The sequence below is a fragment of the Paraburkholderia sediminicola genome (assembly GCF_902859805.1).
Classification (GTDB): domain Bacteria; phylum Pseudomonadota; class Gammaproteobacteria; order Burkholderiales; family Burkholderiaceae; genus Paraburkholderia; species Paraburkholderia sediminicola.
On sequence record NZ_CADIKC010000002.1, the window covers coordinates 801,720 to 822,331 of the forward strand.

The window sequence follows — 20,612 nt, forward strand, 5'->3', positions numbered from 1 at the left end:
TTTAGCGTGCGGTGCGGTGCGCTGTTTCGCGCGCACAGAGAAGCGCCACGACGGTAATCGCGCCCATTGTCATGAGCATCAGCGCAACCGGCCACGCCGCGTGGTACTTTGCGAGCAGCGCAGTGGCCACCAGCGGCGAGAGGCCGCCCGCGAATACGGAGGCGATTTCGTGGCCCAGCGCCATGCCTGAATAACGGACCTCCGTGCTGAACAGTTCGCCCATCAGGCTAGGCTGTGTCCCGATCATCGCACCATGACACACACCATTGGCCAGCAGGAAAGCAAGCCAGATGAGCCCCGGCACCTTCGTGTCGATCAGCCAGAAGAACGGCAGCGCAATGACGATTAGCCCCACCGCGCCGATCATGTACACGGGCTTCCGGCCGATGCGATCGGATAGGCGGCCCCACACCAGCATCATGCCCAGTTCGACGGTCATCGACACCATCACCCCGGCGAGCATGACCGAACTCGGCACGCCGATGAACTTGCCATACACAAGTGAGAAAGCAAGGAAGATATAAGAGCCGCCGTTCTCGGCTACGCGCAGGCCCATTGCGATCAGCAGTTCCTTCGGGTGGCGGCGGATCGCTTCGAGCACCGGCGTGTGCGTCGTCTTGCCCGCCGCCGCTGCTTTCGAGAATTCAGTGCTCTCCGGCAATCTCGAACGGATGTAGACGCCGACGCCGAAGATCACAATCGATAGCAGAAACGGTACACGCCAGCCCCAACTCATGAACGTGTCGTGTGGCAGCTTTTGCACGAGAAAGAAAACCGCCGCCGACAACACAAAACCGCCGCCCACACCGATCTGGCTCCAGGAGGCATACATGCCGCGCTTTTCCGGCGGCGCCGACTCGCTGATCATCAACACGCCGCCGCCCCATTCACCGCCTGACGCGACACCTTGCAGCACGCGCAGCACGAGAAGCAGCGCCGGCGCCCACAGCCCGGCCTGGGCATAGGTCGGCAACAGGCCGATCAGAAACGTCGCACCGCCCATGATCGATAGCGTCCACACGAGCGCGCCCTTGCGTCCGTAGCGATCGCCGATGTGGCCGAACAGTACGCCGCCGAACGGCCGCGCGGCAAAACCGACAGCAAAGCCTGCGAACGCGGCAAGCGTACCGATCAGCGGGTCCGTGCCTTTCGGGAAAAACAGTTCGCCGAATACCAGTGCGGCCGCAGTACTGTAGAGAAAGAAGTCATACCATTCGAGCGCATTGCCTGCGACCGATGCCATCACTATGCGTCGCAACGACTTCTGATCGATCCCGCCGCTGACTGCTTGTACGTCAGGCGCGGGAATGGTTTGCGTGCTTGCCATGCTGTCTCCGGTATGCCGCAATACGGCACGATATTGAGCTGGTGCGACGACTTATTAGCTGCGAAACAGCTGAGCGTGAACGCGCCCGGCTGATGGCGTAGACGGGTCGCTCGCCAGGCTATGCCGCTAGGAACGCTTGAGCCGGTAGCCGGATTTCTCGAGATCCCACGTGCTCTCTGTCACACCAGCCTCGCGCAGTTTGTACTTCTGGATCTTGCCGTTTTCCGTTCTCGGCAACTCGCGCACGAAGTCGAGAAAGCGCGGTACGGCGAAGTACGGCAAACGCGGCTCGCAGTACTGGATCAGCTCCAGTGGCTCCAGCGTTGCGTTATCGCACAGCACGAGTGATGCCATTACCTCATCTTCGGCGAGTTCAGAGCGCACCGCGAATACCGCAGCGATTTCAACCGAGGGATGGCTCAGCAGAGCCTGCTCAACCTCGTAGGACGAGATGTTTTCGCCACGCCGCCGGATCGCGTCTTTCTGCCGGTCGATGAAGCGGTAGTAGCCGTCGGCTTCGCGTATCACGCGATCCCCTGTGTGGAACCACAGATTGCGCCACGCTTCGACTGTCTTCTCCGGCATGCCGAAGTAGCCGCTCGCGAGCGCGCATGGCTCGTCCGCGCGGACAATCAGCTCGCCAGCCTCGCCGTCCGGGACGGGATGATCGTGCTCGTCGACGACGCGCGCATCGAAGCCCTCCGTAAGCTTGCCCATGAAGCCGGGACGCTGCGCGTCGATATGGGCGCCGATCACGAAGTTCGTTTCCGTCGAACCGTAACCGTCAAGCAGCGCAATTCCAGAACGCTCGGTGAACTCATGCTGGAACTGACCCGGCACACCCGGCGCTAGCGCAATGCGTACCCTGTGTGCGCGTTCGTTCGGCGACACAGCGCGACTGAGCAGAATCGGCACCATCGCGCCCAGCACGGATGTGATGGTCGCTTTGGTCTCAACGAGCGCGTCGAAGAAACCGCTCGCCGAAAAGCGACGATCGACGACAAGCTCGGCATCGCACGTGAGCGCCTGAAAGAAGAAGTTCAGTGCATTCGTGTGGAAAAGCGGCAGGCAGGTATAGAGCACGTCGCCGGCCGTAACGCCGAGATAATCAGCCGTATGCCTGCCCCACCAATAGAACTGCGCGTGCGAGCAGATCACGCCCTTTGATAATCCAGATGTCCCCGACGTATACAGAATCGCGAGCGGATCACTATCGGCAAGCTCTGCGGCTTCGACCGGTTCAGCCCGCGGCGGCAGCGGCACGGACCGAATGCTGTGTGCCGGCGCTGCGCTTTGCGCTTGCCCAATCAGCCATACGGATTCGGCTGCCAGGCCGGTGGAATCGAGTGCATAAACAGCATCGACGAGATGGGATTCGGCAACGATCAGTCGTGCGCCAGAGTTGCGCAGAATGTGTTCGAGTTGCAAGCCGCGCGAAGCCGTATTGATCGGCACTGCGATCGCGCCGAGCCACGCGCACCCCAGAATGATCTCCATGAACTCGCTGCGATTCGTGCAAAGCAGCGCCACACGGTCACCGCGTCCCACGCCTTGAGCGGCCAGCGAACCTGCACGGCGCGCAGCAATATCGAGCGCCTCGGCGCCGGTCCATTGCGTTGAGCGATCGGAGAAAAGCGGTGCGTACGGGTTTCGGGCCGCACGAGCGGCCAGCATATCCGGCAGGGTAAGTCTCGTGGTGTTACTCCCCGGCGCCTGGCTGCAAATCGCAACTGGCATGTGGATGTTGCCCATGTCGTCCCCGCCTGAAATGTATGCAGGCGAGTCTAGGTTTCGCGATGGACATGTGTCAAATTCATCAATTTTGCTCTCGCTATCAATCTGGCGGATTTTGGGTGGCGCGCTCGGCTCGTCCAGCCGATCAAATTAAAGTCCGATCTTTCAGGGCGTCAATTCAATCTGCAATCCTTATAAACCATCGCCAGAAGCACCGCACGTGTTCCGAACCCTGCATTCCCGCTACTGCAGTGGAACGGTGGAATTAACCGGGGTTGCACGTTTGGCGTCGAGGCGCTTTTCTGCGGCAGTGAGGTCGTTTGGATAGTCATACCGTGCTGCGTCGGGCTGATATCCGATAGCGACCAATTCCCTGAGTTCCTGCGTCACCTTCGTCCGTGTCACAGCGCTATCGCTCGATGTTTGCGCGAACGCGCCCCCAGGGAGAAGAACCAGCGCAGCGGCAGCCGACACCACAATCCGAGGCATGTTCATGATCCACACTCCTGGCGAGGCGCTAAAGGAGGTTGCGTCAGCCTCGCTCAGCCAAGTATAGGTGCGAATCTGCAACGACAGAAATGCGTCAAACAACCGAAAGCAATTCGCAAGAATCGTCCGAATCCCCAGCGGACAAAGCTTTATTGATGGCGGACACCAGGCCCGCAGGATTGTCCCGCATCATGAAGTGCCCCGCGTTCTGCACGATACTGACCGCGATACCCATCCTCGGCAAACTGTCCGCATCGGGATGCGGCAGCGAGCGCTCGCCGAAAATCACTGAACGCGGCATTTTCAGCCGGAACAGCAATTCGCGCCACGCCACTGAATCGCCTTCTACCAACGATGTCGCCGCACGATGGACTGCTCTGGGACAGGAGATCGCGAGAGCGCCCGCCCAAACGGGATCGCCCTCTCTCGACGCGGTCGCGACCGTTTGCGCGTGGCCGTACAGCCGGTAGTCGGATTCAGAGTAGGCCGCAATCTCGCGACTGAACAATCCTCCGCCCGCATCAAGATTCGGCTCGGCGAGAACCAGATGGCGTACCCGCCGAGACGCCATCGTAGCCGCGACGATCGCGACCGCCCCACCCATGCTGTGACCGAAAAGATCGACTTCTGTGTCGAGACTTTGAATGAGTTCGACGACGATTCGAGCATGGTCTTCGACACGATATCCAAAACATTCAGGCCGGTCGCTATACCCGGATCCCAGCAAATCGACCAGGATGCTGCGCCGCCTCCCCAATGCCTGATCCGCGATCACGTGCGGGTAGTCGCACGAGGACGCGCAGCCAAGTCCGTGGACAAACACGAGCGGCGTGCCTGTCCCCGGAATGTCATGGAATCGCAGCGTAGCGCTTTGCCCGAAAAGCTTGAGAGTGCGCACAGATGATCCTCTGTCGATATGCCGGGCCGGCGGCGTTCAGGCGGTCGCTTGAGTACGCGCCGGCGGAGGCAAGACTTCCGGTGGAATCGGGCAATCATAGGGCTTGCGCCCGCGCTTTTCGTCAAGCTCCACTTTCGCTGCGCGCAGCACATCCGGCTGGCCGACCAGATCGACGGCCGTAGCCGCCAGCGTCTGCGCGGCCAGCAACATGCCTCGGTGCGCCAGCGTCGCTTTTCCCTGCGAGACCATTTGCCACGAATGAAAACCTGTTCCCCATGCGAAGCAGGAGGTCAAACATTGCGTAGTCGGAACGACCCAGGTGACATCGCCGACATCGGTCGAGCCTGTCACCGGGCGCACCATGTCGGCCCGATACGGCTGGATGTCCGTAACGATCGGACGCGGGTCGCGCAGCGCCGCCGCGAAATGACGCGCGCTATTCTCGAAATCGTCAGATGAAATGGTCTGCTGAATCTGCCTCGCAAATTCGACATCGCGATCGCTGACGTCGAAGCCGCCGAGCGCCCGCATGTTCCGGTCGAGAACCTGATCGAGCGCGTCGTTATGCAGCACGTTCGAGCACGCCTTGTCGAAAACGATCTCGAGACGCGTGCCGGTCATTAATGCGGCACCGGCCGCGATCTGTTTGACACGCTCGAACAGATCGCGCGCTTCTTCGCTGCGCGGTGCCCGCACTGTATAAAGCAGTTCGGCGAGTACCGGCACTACGTTGGTCGAAATGCCACCGGAATTGATGTAAGCGAAATGTACACGCGCCTGGTCCGGCATGTGCTCGCGCAGATAGTTGACACCGATGTTCATCAGTTCCGCGGCGTCCAGCGCGCTGCGCCCAAGATGCGGCGCGAGGGCCGCATGCGCGGCCTTGCCGTGAAAGCGGAAATACGCCTGAACGTTCGCGAGCGTGGCGTTCATGAACACCGAATTCGCTACCGACGGATGCCAGCTCAACGCGACGTCCAGGTCGTCGAATAAGCCGGCGCGCGCCATAAAGGTCTTGCCGGCAGCGGCTTCCTCAGCGGGGCAACCGTAGAACCTGACCGTGGCGTCGATATTGTTGGCGGCAAAATAGTCTCTCGCGGCGACTGCGGCGAGATGTGCGCCCGCGCCGAGCAGGTGATGGCCGCAGCCGTGTCCATTGGTGTTGACGCCGTCAGCGGCCGGTACGCAGACCAGCGCGCCGCTTTCCTGGCTCAGCCCGGCCAAAGCGTCGTATTCGCCCAGAAATCCGACGAGCGGGCCACCGCTGCCCGCCTCCGCCACAAACGCCGTCGGCAGTCCGGCCACGCCACGCGTCACGCGAAACCCTTCTTCCTCGAGTAGCGCCGCGTGCAGCTCGGCAGAGCGATATTCGCTGTAGCGCATCTCGGCATACGACCAGATTTCATTTGCCAGCTCAACGTATCGCTGCTGCTTTGCCTCAACGAGACGCTTCACCTGTGCTGCGTGCTCCACATAGCCTCCATTCTCTCAGGTTCGGTAGTCGTTTCGAAAGATTCGCGCCGGTAAGCGGGCGCAAATCTTTCCACTTTCTGCTGGCGTAGAGTATGTCGACAGATAAGCGGCCAACAACTCAACGAAAGTGTTGCCGTTGACTCCCGGTTGTCTCCTCCTGAAAAAATTTGGTGTCATACATTGACCATGAAGCTACATCAACTCCGCGCACTTGTTGCGATTGCCGACACCGGCAGCATCCGGAACGCAGCCCGCGCCACGGACCTCTCGCCGGCCGCCATTACCAAGGCGATACGCGAGCTTGAGGAAGATCTGAATGTCACGCTGATCGTCCGCGAGGCGACAGGTGTGACGCTGACCGAGGCAGGTCAGACGCTGCTCGGGCATGCAAGGCTGACAGTCGGACAGTTGGCGCGAGCGCGGCAGGAAATGGAGCGGCTATCCGGTAAGAGGGACGGCACCCTGTCGATTGCAGCAGTGTCGTGGGTCGGTCTAACGTTGCTGGGAGAGGTTGTCAGCCTGTTCCAGACGCGTATGCCCGAGGTAAAGATCGAATTCTTCGAAGGATTGGCAACCGTGTCGATACCAAGATTGCGCGACGGAACGCTCGATATCTCGATTGGAAGGACTAGCTCTGTTACGCAAACGGAGGAGTTCACCCATGTCCCGTTGTTTCGCACCGGTTACGCGGTGGTCGGCCGGACGGAACATCGCCTGGCAGGATGTCGATCGTTGCATGAATTGAAGGACGCCGAGTGGATCCTGAATCGCGACTCTTCCGTCGATGAACTCGCCGCTGCCAATGCGTTCACCGAATATTGCCGCGTCTACGAACCTCGCATTCATATATCGCATTCGAGTGCGATCGCGCTTGGATTGGTCGCAAGCACCGACATGTTGACGCTGATGCCATGGCCGCTCGCTGAACTGCTCGTGAGCAAGGAACGATTGACTGTTCTTCCGCTGGTCGACTCCATCGCCGAAGCCGAGATCAGCCTTATATACCGGCGCGCCGCACCACTCAGCAATGCCGCCAAATACTTTGTGGAGTGTCTGACCAGCGTGATCCGCACCTCCATGGCATCCGAAGATCCCTTCAAGCGCCGGCTCTTTCACTCTGTCGAGTGCCTGCTGTAGGCAGCAACCGCTCGTTGCGCAGCGAGTGGTTACGCCTCAACGCAATCCATTCTCGCCATGCCGGAAAGCGTGACGCCAGATTGCTTCGCGCGTGCTTTCCGAATCATCAAATCGCTCAGGAAAGCAAAGCAAATTTTTGACACGTTGACGACATCAAAAAAGAACGTAATTATTTTTTCAATCGCACGGCAAGCATGCCGGCGCTAACCCAATTCGGAGACGGGTGTGTCAAATCAAACAAACGGGTGTGAGCACCCGACAGTCCGCACAGCATCGACCCTCGACTTCATTGCGGTGGTCGTGGGCAACGCCCTGGAATTCTTCGACTTCACGGTCTACGCTTTTTTCGCGGTGTTCATCGGCAAGGCCTTTTTTCCGGCGTTTTCTCCGGCGAGCCAGGTGATCGCATCGGTCGCGGTGTTCGGCGTCGGCTTCGTCGCGCGCCCTATCGGCGGCCTCGTGATCGGTGCCTATGCGGACCGTTCGGGACGCAAGGCTGCGCTGTCTCTAACGATCGGGCTGATGGCACTCGGCACCGCCATCCTCGCGTTCACGCCCTCGTATGCAACGATCGGCGTGGTGGCGCCCGTACTCGTCGTCATCGGCCGTCTGCTGCAAGGGTTTTCGGCCGGCGGCGAAATGGGGCCCGCGACAACATACATGCTCGAAATGGCGTCGTCGAACCGGCGCGGCTTCTATACGAGCTGGCAGCTCGCGACCCAAGGCGTAGCTTCTCTGCTGGGTGGGCTGGTCGGCTACATCGTATCGTCGATGCTGTCGCCTGCAGCGCTCGCGGAGTGGGGATGGCGCGTACCGTTTGTCATCGGTCTGCTGATCGCGCCGATCGGACTGTATATCCGCAAGCAATTGAGCGAAACCCTCGATACCGAGTCCGCGGTCAAAGGCACGGCGGAGCTCGCATCCGTCATTGTCGGCAAGCACCTTTCCGATTTGCTGATCTCGTGTGCCGTGCTGATCGGACCGACGATCACGGTGTATGTCGTCGGGTACTACATGACGACGTATGGTCTGCGCGTGCTGCACCTGCCCACGTCGACCTCAATGCTGGTCGGGCTCATCACGGGCGGGGTGGGCATTGTCGCGTCGCTGGCAGCAGGTCTGATCTACGACCGATTTCCCAATACGAAGTGGATGGTGCTGCCACAGGTTCTGACTGTGCTAGCGATCGTGCCGGCATTCGTGTGGGTCACCCAGAACGGCACCGCCGTCACCTTTCTTTCGATGGTCGCGCTCCTGACGCTACTGCGCGTACTGATGGCGCCGTTCCAGTTGTGCTTCATCCCCGAGATATTTCCCAACGCGATTCGCAGCACGTGCGTGTCGATTTGTTTCAGCGTGCCCACCACGATCTTCGGTGGCAGTGCGCAAGTGGTTGTCGCATGGCTCGCCGCAAGGACAGCCGATCCAATGTCGCCGGCCTGGTATCTGCTCGCCGCGAACGCTATTTCGCTCCTCGCCGTGCTGACGCTCTATATGCGACATCGCACAACACTAGGGCGCAACAGCGCATTCCACGCCAAAGCGGGAATCTAGCAGGCCGTCGAGGCCCCCCGTTAGTTATTCAAGTTAGTCATTCGGATGCGGGACCTGAAATGCCAATTCGATTGTGGATCGTCGAACGGCAGCGGGCCTCGCGCGTCAATCGAACCGGAGAACATGTGAATTTCGATCAACTCGATCAAGAGATTGCCGTACGGATCGAAACATACCGCGATGTATGTGTCCACCTGAGCGACCGGTTATGGGACCTCGCTGAAACTGCCTATGCAGAGTACGAATCGGCGGAACTGCAAATCCGCGAACTCGAACGGCATGGCTTCCGGATCACACGGGAAGTGGCGGGCATCCCTACTGCGTTTGTCGCCGAAGCCGGCAATGGCGGGCCTGTCATCGGTTTTCTCGGCGAGTACGACGCGTTGCCTCACCTCAGCCAGGTCGCCAACTCCGCCACCCGGCAACCGGCACAAGACGCCGGCAGCGGACACGGTTGTGGCCACAATCTGCTCGGCGGCGCGGCACTGATGTCTGCGTTCGCCATCAAGGACTGGCTCCATGCGTCCGGGCGCGCGGGCCGGGTTCGCTATTACGGCTGTCCCGCCGAAGAAGGCGGCGCCGGAAAGACGTTCATGACACGAGCCGGTGCATTCGCCGATCTCGACACCGCGCTCACCTGGCATCCTGCGAGCATCCTCGCCATCGATGCGATGACAACCCTTGCGACGCTTCACGCGCGCTTCACGTTCAGCGGCGTCGCCGCACATGCGGCGGCCGCGCCTCACCTGGGGCGCAGCGCACTCGACGCCGTCACGCTGATGAATGTCGCCGCCAACTATCTGCGCGAGCACATACCGAGCGACGCCCGCCTTCACTATGCGCTGCACGACACGGGAGGGTCGGCGCCCAACGTGGTTCAGGCTCGCGCCGAGGTCGTCTATCAATTGCGCGCACCGGAACTCGCCACGATCCATTCGCTGCTCGAACGGCTGCGCAAAATCGCGGACGGCGCCGCAATGATGACCGACACCACCGTCGTGTCTCGCGTAGAGAAAGCAATGTCGAATATGAAGCCCAACAAGGTGCTATCCGAGCTGATGTACAAGCGCATGCTCGCGATCGGTCCAACGCCGTTCGACACCGTCGATCACGATTTTGCGGCACGCATGCACGCCGCCATTACACCCGCCGAAGCAAAGGACAGCCTGTCGATCTTCGGCGCCCATCGGCTGGTGGGCGTTCTGCATGACGGGGTCCTGCCCGCTGAGTCGATGCCATCGCTGTTGCCGGCGTCGACCGACGTGGGGGATGTCAGCTGGGTCGTGCCGACTGCGCGCTGTCTCGGAGCCTGTTTCGCGCTGGGCACGCCGTTCCATTCCTGGCAGTTGGTCGCACAAGGCAAATCGTCGATTGCGCACAAGGGCATGCTGCAGGTTGCCAAGGTGATGGCTGCCACTGCCGCCGCGCTCTATGCGAGCCCTTCATTGCTCGAAGAGGCCAAGGCGGAATTGCGTGAGCAATCAGCCGGTGAAACCTACATCTGCCCCATTCCGGACAACGTGCCTCCTCCCATCGCCAAAGAAAGCCGGACACAAAGAGGCTCGGTTCGAGGCGCATTTCCAGGCCAATACGCAGGGGGTAACGCGTGATGAAGCGCGAAGATAACCAGCGAGTCGGATTCATCGAGCAACTCGTCGAAGCAAAACGTGACGACTATATTCGCCTTGCGGATCAGATCTGGGATCTTGCCGAGACTCGCTGGGAAGAATATCGCTCGGTCGAAGCGCAGATCGAGATACTTGAACGCGAAGGATTTCGGATCACGAGAAACCTGGGCGGTCTGCCCACGGCGTTCGTCGCGGAAGCCGGGAATGAAGGACCCGTCGCCGGCTTCCTGGGCGAATACGACGCGTTGTCGAACATGAGCCAGCAAGCCGCGGCCGTTGAAGCGTGCCCCGTATGCGCTGGAGGTAACGGACACGGATGCGGCCATCATCTGCTTGGTGTCGGAGCGATGCTGGCGGCAGTTGCCACGCGCGACTACCTCGTTTCTCAGGATTTGCCTGGAATCGTCCGTTACTTCGGATGCCCTGCCGAAGAAGGTGGCGCTGGCAAGACCTACATGGCTCGCGAAGGAGTCTTCGATGCAATCGACTTCGCTTTGACCTGGCATCCAGGCCCTTTCTCGGGCATTTTCAAGTACAAATCGCTGGCGGTGATGCAGGCATTTTTCCGCTTCTCCGGCGTGGCCTCGCACGCAGCGGCTTCGCCTCATCTCGGGCGCAGCGCGCTCGATGCGGTTGAACTGATGAATGTCGGCGTGAATTTCCTGCGCGAACATATGCCCGCCGAGGCTCGCGTCCATTACGCGATCACCGATGCCGGCGGCCTCGCTGCAAACGTTGTTCAGGCCCGTGCCGAAGTGCTGTACGTGGTCCGCGCGCCGAACATCGAGCAGGCGTGGGCGCTATTCGAGCGCGTTCGGCGAATCGGCGCGGGCGCTGCGCTGATGACCGAAACAACCGTTGAGGTCGAAGTCGATCGCGCATGTTCGGACGTCCTGCGCAACGAAACGATCGAAGCCTTGATCATGGCGAACCTCGAGCGTTTCGGTGCTCCTCCCTTCGATCAGTCCGATCGCGATTTCGTCACGCGGCTCGCAGGAAACATCAGCGCGGGTGATTTGCAGGAATGTCTCGACGCTTATCGAGGACCGGCCGATGCCCATGGACTCGCCGACACGCCGCTTCCATTGAACGAAGACCCCGGCTCGTTGACCGGATCGAGCGATGTGGGAGACGTGAGCTGGGTGGTGCCGACAACCCAGTACCTCGGCGCCTGTTACGCAGTGGGAACCAACATGCACACGTGGCAACTGGTGTCGCAGGGAAAACTGCCCGCCGCACACAAAGGAATGCTGCACGCGGCAAAGGTACTCGCGGCGACCGCGCTGGATCTGCTGACGGAGCCGTCGCTTATCGATGCAGTTCAGGCAGAACATGCGCGCCGTACCGGCGGACGTTCCTATGTCTGCCCTATTCCGGAATCGGTGCTCGCGCCGCCGCTGCGTAAAAAGAACGGAAAAGGGAAACCTGACCTGGCGCCCAACCGCACTCCTTTCACGCAATTGACCTGACCCATGACATTTTCTTATTTCATCACGGCGACTAACGAGCACGACCCGCATGCGCGGGTAAGCACTACACATTGCCGGCTCATTCAGGAAGCGATCCGTGCGACGCCTGACTTGATGAAGGCCGAGCTTTATACGCCAGCCCAGATCACGACTTATCACGACGACGGGCCTTCGCCCCTGCTCGCGCTGCGGCTCGAGTTCGCCAGCATCGAGGCACTCGAGTCACAACTCACCGAGGGCGGACTTCTCTGGCGGCTTGCGCAATCGGATGACTGGCTCGCGCCGGGCGCAAGCCTGGTCACGCATCAAGCCATGCTAACCCGAACGTTTCTGCCGCTCACGAGCACGACTGCTGAACCGGCGTTGTGCAGCTATCTCGTGCATTACCCGGGCGCTGCGGAAAACTTCAACGACTGGCTTTCCTACTACGTCGCACATCATCCTCAGATCATGCTCGACTACCCGCACGTCCGGCAGGTCAACGTATTCACCCGGGTCGACTGGTGTGATTCGATGCCATGGACGCGCGTGAACTACATGCAGCGAAACATGCTGACCTTCCCGTCATCGCAATTACTCGCCGAGGCGCTGACATCTCCCGTCCGTGCGCGAATGCGAGAAGACAATGGTCGGTTTCCGGCGTTCTCGGGACAAGCTTGCCACTACCCGATGCTCACCAACGTAATCGCTCCTGACAACAAGAAGTCTTAGACAAATAAAAGGAGAAAGACAAACCAGATAAGTCTTCATTTGCTGCCTCATATCACACGCTTCAATATTAGTAATACTTAATAAAAATAGTCAATCAGGTTTGGAAAGCAACTTCGTCAACGAATCGCCTCGAAAAATCGAACACCACTAACAAAATTTCAGGCGATCTACGCAGCACTTTAAGAGGATGTTTAAAATGTGTAGGAAAGTTCTAGTCACGGCTACCCTGCTTGGCTCCATCGCAGGCACCGCACACGCGCAAAGCAGCGTAACCCTCTATGGGCTCGTCGATTCGGCAATTGGCTACACGAGCAACCAGGGTTCGACCAACGGCCATATCAATCACGGCATTCAGGCGCTGCCCGGCGCCATGTCGGCGAACCGGTGGGGCTTGCTCGGCTTCGAAGACCTCGGCGGCGGTACGCAAGCCACCTTCAGGCTCGAAAACGGCTTCAACATTCAGAATGGCGCGCTCGGACAAGGCGGCCGGATGTTCGGCCGCAGCGCGTACGTGGGCCTCGTCAACAACCGTTGGGGAGCCATAACGGCGGGTCGCCAGTACATGCCGTTCCAGGAAGATGTGGGCAACGAAATGGCCGCCCTCTACATGTCCGGCTATACGTTCCATCCGTATGACAGCGACGACATGAACTGTACGTTCCGGCCCAACAATGCAGTCAAGTACACGACACCTACCATCGCCGGTTTCACCGCGAAGGTCCTGTATGCGTTTTCGAACCTCGCCGGCCAGATCAATACCAACCGCCTGTGGAGTGGCAGCGCCGACTATGTGAACGGTCCGGTCCACCTCGACGCGGGCTTCTTTACGGTCAATCAGCCAGGCTACGGCACAGCCGGTGCGGAAGCGTCGGATAACACGTATGGCGCGCTTCCAACGATTGCCGCGGGCGGCATTGCGAAGCACACGGTATGGGGCGCCGGTGGCACGTATACATTCGGCGCGCTGCTCGCGAGCGTCATCTATACGCATGCGGCCTTCGACGCGACCATTGGCGGCACGCTGAAGTTCAACAACTACGAGACGAGCCTACGCTATCAACTGACGCCCGCCACGGTGCTAACTGCGGCCTATCTCTACACCACTCAGAGAAGCACCGTTGCCGCCGGCGGGAATACGCATTACAACCAGGGCGCAGTAGGGGTTAACTATTTCCTGTCGAAGACAGTCGACCTGTACAGCAACCTTGTCTACCAAAGGGCCGCAGGTACGGCTCACGCGTGGATTCTCAACGGAACGGCGATGTCCAGCAACAACAGCCAGTTCATGGCTCTAGTCGGGATCCGGAAGAAGTTCTAGCAACCCTCAATTCGAAACAACGGCAATGTGTGCTGGAGGATGCGCGAACGGGTCGAGGCGCATTCCGGCAGCACGCATCGCGGCGCAACCTGAAATAGTGAGTGGCACGCGTTTTTAACGGCACTCACGGTGTCGCCTTAACGGGCCTCACCAAAGAAGGTTCTTGCCGACATAGGATGATGGATATTGCTCCCTTCGAACGGCGGGAATTTCTCGAAATCTGCCCGCATCTGATGTCTTACCGGCGAATTCATGGCACGGGTAATCGCCTCGGCGCTATCGAACATCAGCTTGTTACGTTGCATGTAGTGAACCTTGCGCCACGGCATGGCATCGACCCAATCGACCCGCGTGAAAATCTCGATCTCGCGCACACCGTCGAAGAACTTCATGATTTGCGGGTGGTGAGCCAGATAGTAAGTGAGCCACTCGTCGAAGTTTTCAGCGTGCCCCGGATAATGAACCAGGAACTGGCAGGGAAGCGCGCCATCCGGCACCTTGGCCTCAGGATCAAGCACCGGATAGGGCCGGCGCGCCATGACCTGCTGTTCGACTGCAGACGGCTTCAGACTTTCGAATTCCGTACGAGCGATCTGCTGCAGGTGACCGTCGGCGGATATTGCAGCTTCGAGCTCTGCAAGCTTTTCGAAGTCGAGCTGGAACGCGAAAATCGGCGACGGGCCGTCGTTCGTGTAAAAGTCTTGCGCGCTTTGCGGCGTGTATAAGCGCGCGCGGCTCATGGCAGGCGTGGCCCGAATGCAATCAGTGATGGATTGCAAATCTGCGTCGCTAATACGCGCATTCGCGTCGGGGTGCGTAAACGTTACGAGGTAGGAAAATTGCATGATTGCCTGAACGTAGGTGTTGTACGTGGGAAAGAGAACGCGTCGTCATAGGTCAAGCAGACAGGCCTGCAAGCGTTCGACATTGACGCTCGCCGCCCGCTCAGACGCAACCCCGTCCGAATGATCCACGGCCAGCGCAAGCATCAGCGCAATGCGCAGCTTCGCGGGCGCCAGATCGCCACCGACCAGTATTCCGTCAACCGTGAGAAAACGCTGCACCGGTACGACACCGCGCGGTGCACGCGTCGCCTGAACGACCGCCACACCCGCCTGCACAGCGTCCCGGAGAGCACGCATCTCGCCGGCGGCCGGCCGCCCAGGCGCAAGCCCCGCGCAGACAATGCCACGGGCTCCCGCCGAAACAAAGGCGTCGATCGCCGTGCCGTCGGCGCCTGCATAGGATGTCACGATATCGACCCGCGGCAGTGTGAACGCGTGCGCGCCGGCGTGATCGAGCACCGAGCCAAATGCCGGATTCCGCTGCCCGTCACGAAACACGCGACGGCGCCACACCACGCTGACGTCGGCGTCGATCCGGCCGAGTGGCCCGTAAGGCGGCGCTTCAAATGCAGCAAGCTCGAAACTGGCCGCCTTCGTCACGTCCCGTGCAGCGAAAAACAATCCACCCATCGTCACCAGCACGCCGGCGCCGCGCGAGGCCGACGCCGCTGCGAGCGCGACCGCGCCGCGCAGATTCGCCGCGGCGTCGCTACCGTCTGTATTCGCGGGACGCTGCGCGCCGGTCAGCACAACGGGTTGCTCGACGGCCAGCACGAGGTCGAGAAACCAGGCGGTCTCCTCAAGCGTCGCCGTGCCGTGCGTGACGACAAAACCCGTCAGCAACGGGTCGGCGGCGGCCGTATCGCGAATCAGCACGGCGAGCTCGAGCCAGTCCTTCGGCGTAATTGCTACGCTGCCCAGACTGCGGAACGGAATCGGCACGACGTCGACGTCCGGCGCGAGTTCACCTAGCCGCGCCAATAGATCGTCGATCGGGTGAATCACGCCGCTATCGGCATATTCAATCCAGTCGAAGCGGTGGCGGCCATGCATGGCAAAGGTGCCGCCCGTGCCAATCACTGCGATTCGCGGACGCACAAGATCGCGCGACGCAATCCGCGTTTCCATGTCATCGTGCTTCATGCTTGCAGACGAACGAACAGTTCGCCCTCGACGATTTTCGCCTCGTGGCGGCGAGTATCCCGCGTGATCGGCGCCGACAACGCCTTGCCCGTGCGCACGTCGACGAGACCGGCATGCAGCGGACATTCGATTTCGTGCCCGTCGAGTTCACCATCGCTCAACAGCGCCGCGCCGTGCGTACAGATATCGTCGAGCGCATGCACATCGTCATCGATCAGGAACAGCCCGACCTTGACGCCCTCCAGTTCGATTCCGCGACACGCGCGCGAGCCGAACACCTGCTCCATCGCCCCCAACCGATACCAGCCGTCATCCTCACGGACGTAGTCGCCTGCGGACGCCACCTTGATCTCATGAATCGCGTTCATAGGGCCGCCTTCTGTTGAAGTTTGATGGGTTCATGCATCCGCACCGCGCCGATCAGGTCGGACAGCTTCGATACGCCGTGCCGCTCGCAGTACGCGGTGAGATCCTGGATCAGGCGCGGCATCGCGGTGGGCGACACGAAGTTGGCCGTGCCGACCTGCACGGCGCGGCAACCGGCCAGCAGGAATTCCAGCGCATCGGCTGCGGTGCCGATGCCACCGCATCCGATCACCGGAATCTTCACGGCCTGCACACACTGGTACGCGATGCGCAGCATGATCGGGCGGGTTGCCGCGCCGGTCAGTCCGCCCATCACATTCGCGACACGCGGCCGGAACGTTTCGACGTCGATCGCCATCGCCAGAATCGCGTTGCTGACGACAAGCGCCTCCGCGCCCGCCTGTTCCGCGGCCAGCGCAACCTCGACCACATTGCCCGCATTCGGCGTCATCTTGGCCCAGACCGGCAGGCCGCACGCTTCTCTCATCGCCTTGACGACCTGGTAAGTCGCCTCCGGATCCATGCCGAACGCGCGGCCGTCCTTTTTCAGATTCGGGCACGACACATTCGCCTCGATCGCGGCCACGCCCGGCACCGCGATTTTCGCGGCCAGCGTGCCGAACTCCTCGATCGTGTTCGCCGAGATGCTTGCGACCAGCGGTGGGGTGTAGCGGCGATAGAACGGAACAGTCTGCTCGATGTAGTAATCGCTACCCTTGCTCGGAATGCCGATCGAAAACAGCGTGGCGTCGCGAAACTCGGCGACGCGCGGCGGCGGTACGCCTTCGCGGATATCCTGCGTGATCGTCTTCGTGACGATCGCGCCGAGGCAGTCGAGGTCGAACACCCGCGAGGTGCCTTCCGCGAAGGTGCCGGACGCGGGCATGACCGGATTGGCAAGCGTGAGCGAGCCGACTTTGACGCTGAGGTCTACCATGATGTCGTTTCCTGAAGGTCGAAGACGGGACCGTCCCAGCACACGCGGCGATAGGTCAGTTCGTCGGAACCGGCTGACTTGCGGAACGGGCGCACACACGCATAGCACGCACCGATCGCGCAGCCCATGTGCTGCTCAAGCGCGATTTGTCCGGGAATCTGCAATTCCGCTGCAACGCGTTGAAGCATCGACAGCAACCGGTTCGACCCGCACGTCGTCGCAAAAGTGACAGGCCGGGACGCGTGGAGGCGACGGATCAGGTGCTCGACCTGAACCACGTCGCTGGTCTGGTCGTCGTCGGTGACGATGACGATGTCGGCCCCTGCGTCGCGCAAATAGTCCGCCGACATCACCAGCGACGGACTGCGCGCACTCAGCACGGCTGTCACGTGAGCGCCCGCCGCAATCGCTTCTTGCGCAAGCGGCGCCATCGTCGCGAGGCCGACGCCGCGCGCCAGCAGCAGCACGTGAGCCGCGCCTGCCGTCGCGGGAAGATCGAAGCCCTTGCCGAGCGGTCCAAGCGCGTCGAGCGTGTCGCCCCTGTTCAGTTGCGCGAGGCCACGCGTGCCGACGCCCTGCACCTTGTAAAGAAACTCGATGCGCTGATTGTCCGGTACAACGCGATAGATGCTCATCGGACGGCGCAAATAAGGCACTTCATCGTTTGAAGGCGGACACGCCAGATGGAAAAACTGCCCGGCGCGCACGGTCAGCGCGAGATCGGGTGCGCTCAACACGAGATGCTTGTATTCCGGATTCACCCATTCGTTCGAACGCACGACACACTGGTTCTCCGCAATCGATAGCATCTGGCTGCACGTTGGATCCTTGCCTGACGTTGGATCGTTACGATGCGCGCATAGCGGAACTACATTGCCCGGTGCACGCGCTTCGTTGCCCGATGCGGGATTCTCCGCCGCGCAGGTATCTGTCTGTAAGCTTGTCATGTTTCTTCCGTCATATCCTGTCGAATCAATGTCCTTTGTTCGCCCGCACGTTTCGCATTCAGCGACGCGAAGTCGCTCGCGAGCGGGAACGCCAGCGCGCCGGGCTCCATCATGTGAAGCTGCGTAAATCGCATTTCCCGCACCAACCAGTCGCCCGACGCTTCACGCACGTACTTCTCTTCAGTGACGGCGCCGAGCATCACAGCGCGTGCGTCATCGTCGCGCAGGGCCAGTTGCCACAAGCGCCAGGTGCCGACCGCGTTGCAGGTATCGACGAATGTGAGCGTTTCGCTGACGTAGTAATGCATCGCGAATAGCCATGGCGATCGTTGAAACCAGTCGGCTAATTTCTCGCGGCCCACCAGGTTGTCGCCGAATCCAGAGCCACCGACCCACACCGCCGTTTCGGTAAAGCATTCCGCCTGTTGACGCGCGATCTCGCGCATCACGCCCTCGGGCTGGCGCTGATAGTCAGCGGTGTATTTGGCATCGGCTAACGCCGCGTAACGCGCTTTCAGCGCACGGATGGCATCGACCGCTTCGAGCCGCGCCACGCGCGCCTCGAGCGATGCGGCATCTCCCGCCACGGCTTTCTCGATTGGGCTGTTCATCGTCAAACCAGCTCCTTCAGCGAAATCAGCGCGTCACCGAGCTGTTGCGGATCGATGCGCCTGCGTGATTTCACAAGCGCTTCCAGATGGCGCCTGTCGCGGCTCTGGTTGATCGTGACGCCAGCGCTCACGCAACCGTCACGCAGCGATATGACGGTCGCGCTCGCCGCATTCAGATCGCCGCGCACGACGGTCGTGTCGGTAGCATCAGGCACACCGGTCACCTGAATCGCGTGGCCGAGCTGATCGGTCCACATCCACGGCGTTTCCCGATACGGCTGCGTGCGCCCCATGATGATTTCCGCGACGGCGCGTGCCTGATTCTCCGCGTTGCGCCAGGTTTCCTGGCGCAGATGAAGACCGGCGTCACTGTCGAGCGTGCAGGCGACGTCGCCGGCTGCGTAGAGCCATGGCAATTGCGGGCTTCGGCAGAACGCGTCCACGGTGATGCCGCGCGCGTCAGACAGACCTGTGTGCATCAGAAAGCGGGGATTGCAATCCACACCGATCGCGATCAGCACGCAATCCGCGTCGATGCCAAACGGTGCGCCGTTGCGCGTGGCATCAACTCGCAGCCGGAGCACATTCGTTTGTTGCCGCTCCGCTGCCACGATCCGCTCGACGCTGACGCCCGTATGCAACTCGACGCCTCGCGCGATGTGCTGCTGCGCGAGCCAACCGGCGACGAGCGGAGGCAAGCAGCGATTCATGATGCCGTTGCCCGCTTCGAGTACGGTAACGGGCACACCGAGCGAGATCGCGGTCGATGCGACTTCCATTCCGATCACGCCCGCCCCGATGATTGCAAGCCGTCGGCAACCGGCGAGCGATTCCTTCAACGCAAGGCAGTCGTCAAGCGTTCTAAGCACATGTACGCCCGGCATTGCCTCGGTCATGAAAGCGGGACGTCGCGCCTCGCCGCCCGTGGCAACGACCATCAGGTCGAAATCGACGCTGCGGCCGTTGTTCAACTGCACGCGCCGCGCGTCGATATCGAGTGAATCGGCGCACGCGTGAATCCGCTCGATACTCGCAGCAGACAACGCGTCTGCCGACCAGAACTCCGCAGGTGCCAGCGCGAGGCTTTCCTGGGCGCTCGTGCCGAGTAACAAATCCTTGGACAGCGCCGGACGCTCATATGGCACATGCGCTTCCGCGCCGATCAGCGTGACGCGGCCGGCGTGCCCGAGCGCGCGCAAATGCTGCGCGACACGGCCGCCCGCATGCCCCGCCCCGACAATCGCAATATGCGACGCAGTCATGGCCGAGGCTCCTGATCCGCAGCGGTACGCACCGTCACGCGGTACAGCACGCAGCGGTCCGACACACACGTATAGCGACGCGGTTCGTTGGGCGGAATAAGGATCGCCTCGCCTTCAGACAGGACGTAATGCTCGTGTGCCGCGACGATGTCGACGCGCCCTTCGAGCACCGCACCGACCTCTTCGCCCAGCACGTCTTCGCCGAACTCGACGGTTTCGTCGCGTGACAGCAGTTGTGTTGTGGCGGCCAGCGCGTCTCCGTCCGCAGTCTGCATGGCCGACGATGCAACGGGCTCTGGGACCAGCAGGCACTGCTCGATGCCGGTCACGATGCGTTCTCCCGATCGGCGAGCGGGTAATACGGTGTTTCGTCACCGCTGCCGTATTCGGCGCGCGGCGGTGTCACAACATTGAGCCTCATGCTGACACCCGCGCCTTCGAAGCGATTCACACCGTAATGACTCAATCCGGCCGGGATGATCATCGCCTCGCCGGCATTCATTGGCCGCTCGATTTCCGCGCCACCAGCGTGCACCTCGAAGATCGAACATGCGCCGCGCACCTGCAACGACGCCTCCTCGCCGTGATCGTGTGCCTTCGCGGGCAAGTCGCGACCCGCGGCTTCCACAAACTTGATGACGGCAACGCTCATCGTTTGACCGATCATTGTCTTCATATAAAGTCCGTCGGCGACGACCTGCTTGAGGCCATCGTCGATTCCAAATATCCGGCACTTCGGCATAACGCCCTCCTGATCCGAATT

At 61.0% G+C, this 20,612-nt stretch carries 20 protein-coding genes; 6 read left to right on the forward strand and 14 right to left on the reverse strand.

Annotation, left to right across the window (positions count from 1 at the left end; genetic code table 11):
• Position 1: 1 nt before the first annotated feature.
• From R8871_RS12115 to R8871_RS12135, 5 genes are all read right to left on the reverse strand, one after another.
• Positions 2-1,327, reverse strand: a complete 1,326-nt coding sequence (locus R8871_RS12115; RefSeq protein ID WP_175050656.1) for an MFS transporter — start codon at positions 1,325-1,327, stop codon at positions 2-4.
• Positions 1,328-1,453: 126 nt separating this feature from the next.
• The gene (locus tag R8871_RS12120) at positions 1,454-3,064 is read right to left on the reverse strand and encodes an ATP-dependent acyl-CoA ligase (RefSeq protein WP_175050734.1); all 1,611 of its coding nucleotides are present in this window, start codon (positions 3,062-3,064) and stop codon (positions 1,454-1,456) included.
• 240 nt (positions 3,065-3,304) lie between these two features.
• A complete protein-coding gene (locus tag R8871_RS12125; RefSeq protein WP_175050657.1) occupies positions 3,305-3,556 on the reverse strand; it encodes a DUF4148 domain-containing protein in 252 nt (83 codons plus the stop codon).
• 88 nt (positions 3,557-3,644) lie between these two features.
• Positions 3,645-4,448 (reverse strand): alpha/beta fold hydrolase, encoded by an 804-nt coding sequence (locus tag R8871_RS12130; protein ID WP_175050658.1) that lies wholly within the window; start codon positions 4,446-4,448, stop codon positions 3,645-3,647.
• Positions 4,449-4,484: 36 nt separating this feature from the next.
• Positions 4,485-5,921, reverse strand: a complete 1,437-nt coding sequence (locus tag R8871_RS12135; RefSeq protein WP_175050659.1) for an amidohydrolase — start codon at positions 5,919-5,921, stop codon at positions 4,485-4,487.
• Between the two features lie 186 nt (positions 5,922-6,107).
• On the opposite strand from R8871_RS12135, the gene R8871_RS12140 reads away from it, so the two are divergent.
• The 6 genes from R8871_RS12140 to R8871_RS12165 all read left to right on the forward strand — a co-directional run bounded on the left by R8871_RS12140 (position 6,108) and on the right by R8871_RS12165 (position 13,738).
• A complete protein-coding gene (locus tag R8871_RS12140) occupies positions 6,108-7,058 on the forward strand; it encodes a LysR family transcriptional regulator (RefSeq protein WP_175050735.1) in 951 nt (316 codons plus the stop codon).
• 225 nt (positions 7,059-7,283) lie between these two features.
• Positions 7,284-8,612, forward strand: coding sequence for an MFS transporter (locus tag R8871_RS12145; protein WP_175050660.1), 1,329 nt, complete (start codon positions 7,284-7,286; stop codon positions 8,610-8,612).
• Positions 8,613-8,671: 59 nt separating this feature from the next.
• Complete coding sequence (locus R8871_RS12150) at positions 8,672-10,222, forward strand: amidohydrolase (protein ID WP_175050661.1); 1,551 nt, start codon at positions 8,672-8,674, stop codon at positions 10,220-10,222.
• On the forward strand, positions 10,222-11,709 hold the full coding sequence (locus R8871_RS12155; RefSeq protein WP_175050736.1) for an amidohydrolase: 1,488 nt from the start codon (positions 10,222-10,224) through the stop codon (positions 11,707-11,709). The genes R8871_RS12150 and R8871_RS12155 overlap by 1 nt, the downstream gene beginning before the upstream one ends.
• A 3-nt stretch (positions 11,710-11,712) precedes the next feature.
• Entirely contained in the window at positions 11,713-12,420 is a 708-nt protein-coding gene (locus R8871_RS12160; RefSeq protein ID WP_175050662.1) for an ethyl tert-butyl ether degradation protein EthD, read from the forward strand.
• Positions 12,421-12,616: 196 nt separating this feature from the next.
• Positions 12,617-13,738, forward strand: a complete 1,122-nt coding sequence (locus tag R8871_RS12165) for a porin (RefSeq protein ID WP_175050663.1) — start codon at positions 12,617-12,619, stop codon at positions 13,736-13,738.
• Between the two features lie 137 nt (positions 13,739-13,875).
• Here R8871_RS12165 and R8871_RS12170 read toward each other — a convergent pair whose 3' ends face one another.
• Genes R8871_RS12170 through R8871_RS12210 form a run of 9 tightly spaced genes read right to left on the reverse strand, consistent with a single transcriptional unit; the run spans position 13,876 to position 20,525 of the window.
• Complete coding sequence (locus tag R8871_RS12170) at positions 13,876-14,583, reverse strand: hypothetical protein (protein WP_175050664.1); 708 nt, start codon at positions 14,581-14,583, stop codon at positions 13,876-13,878.
• Positions 14,584-14,628: 45 nt separating this feature from the next.
• Complete coding sequence (locus R8871_RS12175; protein ID WP_175050665.1) at positions 14,629-15,726, reverse strand: asparaginase; 1,098 nt, start codon at positions 15,724-15,726, stop codon at positions 14,629-14,631.
• On the reverse strand, positions 15,723-16,094 hold the full coding sequence (locus R8871_RS12180) for a non-heme iron oxygenase ferredoxin subunit (protein WP_175050666.1): 372 nt from the start codon (positions 16,092-16,094) through the stop codon (positions 15,723-15,725). Before R8871_RS12180 ends, R8871_RS12175 begins: the two co-directional genes overlap by 4 nt.
• Complete coding sequence (locus R8871_RS12185; protein ID WP_175050667.1) at positions 16,091-17,029, reverse strand: dihydroorotate dehydrogenase; 939 nt, start codon at positions 17,027-17,029, stop codon at positions 16,091-16,093. Before R8871_RS12185 ends, R8871_RS12180 begins: the two co-directional genes overlap by 4 nt.
• Entirely contained in the window at positions 17,023-17,976 is a 954-nt protein-coding gene (locus tag R8871_RS12190; RefSeq protein ID WP_175050668.1) for a dihydroorotate dehydrogenase electron transfer subunit, read from the reverse strand. The genes R8871_RS12185 and R8871_RS12190 overlap by 7 nt, the downstream gene beginning before the upstream one ends.
• On the reverse strand, positions 17,973-18,587 hold the full coding sequence (locus R8871_RS12195) for a nuclear transport factor 2 family protein (RefSeq protein ID WP_175050669.1): 615 nt from the start codon (positions 18,585-18,587) through the stop codon (positions 17,973-17,975). Before R8871_RS12195 ends, R8871_RS12190 begins: the two co-directional genes overlap by 4 nt.
• Before the next feature lie 2 nt (positions 18,588-18,589).
• On the reverse strand, positions 18,590-19,849 hold the full coding sequence (locus R8871_RS12200; RefSeq protein WP_175050670.1) for an NAD(P)/FAD-dependent oxidoreductase: 1,260 nt from the start codon (positions 19,847-19,849) through the stop codon (positions 18,590-18,592).
• Positions 19,846-20,178, reverse strand: a complete 333-nt coding sequence (locus R8871_RS12205) for a cupin domain-containing protein (RefSeq protein ID WP_246287542.1) — start codon at positions 20,176-20,178, stop codon at positions 19,846-19,848. The genes R8871_RS12200 and R8871_RS12205 overlap by 4 nt, the downstream gene beginning before the upstream one ends.
• A complete protein-coding gene (locus R8871_RS12210; RefSeq protein WP_246287543.1) occupies positions 20,175-20,525 on the reverse strand; it encodes a cupin domain-containing protein in 351 nt (116 codons plus the stop codon). The genes R8871_RS12205 and R8871_RS12210 overlap by 4 nt, the downstream gene beginning before the upstream one ends.
• Between the last annotated feature and the right edge of the window lie 87 nt (positions 20,526-20,612).

What these genes read in the sequence shown, in the direction of transcription:
- R8871_RS12120 (WP_175050734.1), bottom strand. Translation starts at nt 3,064, where the DNA reads ATGCCAGTTGCGATTTGCAGCCAGGCGCCGGGGAGTAACACCACGAGA.
- R8871_RS12180 (WP_175050666.1), bottom strand. Translation starts at nt 16,094, where the DNA reads ATGAACGCGATTCATGAGATCAAGGTGGCGTCCGCAGGCGACTACGTC.
- R8871_RS12155 (WP_175050736.1), top strand. Translation starts at nt 10,222, where the DNA reads ATGAAGCGCGAAGATAACCAGCGAGTCGGATTCATCGAGCAACTCGTC.
- R8871_RS12160 (WP_175050662.1), top strand. Translation starts at nt 11,713, where the DNA reads ATGACATTTTCTTATTTCATCACGGCGACTAACGAGCACGACCCGCAT.
- R8871_RS12165 (WP_175050663.1), top strand. Translation starts at nt 12,617, where the DNA reads ATGTGTAGGAAAGTTCTAGTCACGGCTACCCTGCTTGGCTCCATCGCA.
- R8871_RS12195 (WP_175050669.1), bottom strand. Translation starts at nt 18,587, where the DNA reads ATGAACAGCCCAATCGAGAAAGCCGTGGCGGGAGATGCCGCATCGCTC.
- R8871_RS12185 (WP_175050667.1), bottom strand. Translation starts at nt 17,029, where the DNA reads ATGGTAGACCTCAGCGTCAAAGTCGGCTCGCTCACGCTTGCCAATCCG.
- R8871_RS12210 (WP_246287543.1), bottom strand. Translation starts at nt 20,525, where the DNA reads ATGAAGACAATGATCGGTCAAACGATGAGCGTTGCCGTCATCAAGTTT.
- R8871_RS12175 (WP_175050665.1), bottom strand. Translation starts at nt 15,726, where the DNA reads ATGAAGCACGATGACATGGAAACGCGGATTGCGTCGCGCGATCTTGTG.
- R8871_RS12150 (WP_175050661.1), top strand. Translation starts at nt 8,672, where the DNA reads ATGCCAATTCGATTGTGGATCGTCGAACGGCAGCGGGCCTCGCGCGTC.
- R8871_RS12115 (WP_175050656.1), bottom strand. Translation starts at nt 1,327, where the DNA reads ATGGCAAGCACGCAAACCATTCCCGCGCCTGACGTACAAGCAGTCAGC.
- R8871_RS12200 (WP_175050670.1), bottom strand. Translation starts at nt 19,849, where the DNA reads ATGACTGCGTCGCATATTGCGATTGTCGGGGCGGGGCATGCGGGCGGC.
- R8871_RS12170 (WP_175050664.1), bottom strand. Translation starts at nt 14,583, where the DNA reads ATGCAATTTTCCTACCTCGTAACGTTTACGCACCCCGACGCGAATGCG.
- R8871_RS12125 (WP_175050657.1), bottom strand. Translation starts at nt 3,556, where the DNA reads ATGAACATGCCTCGGATTGTGGTGTCGGCTGCCGCTGCGCTGGTTCTT.
- R8871_RS12190 (WP_175050668.1), bottom strand. Translation starts at nt 17,976, where the DNA reads ATGACAAGCTTACAGACAGATACCTGCGCGGCGGAGAATCCCGCATCG.
- R8871_RS12140 (WP_175050735.1), top strand. Translation starts at nt 6,108, where the DNA reads ATGAAGCTACATCAACTCCGCGCACTTGTTGCGATTGCCGACACCGGC.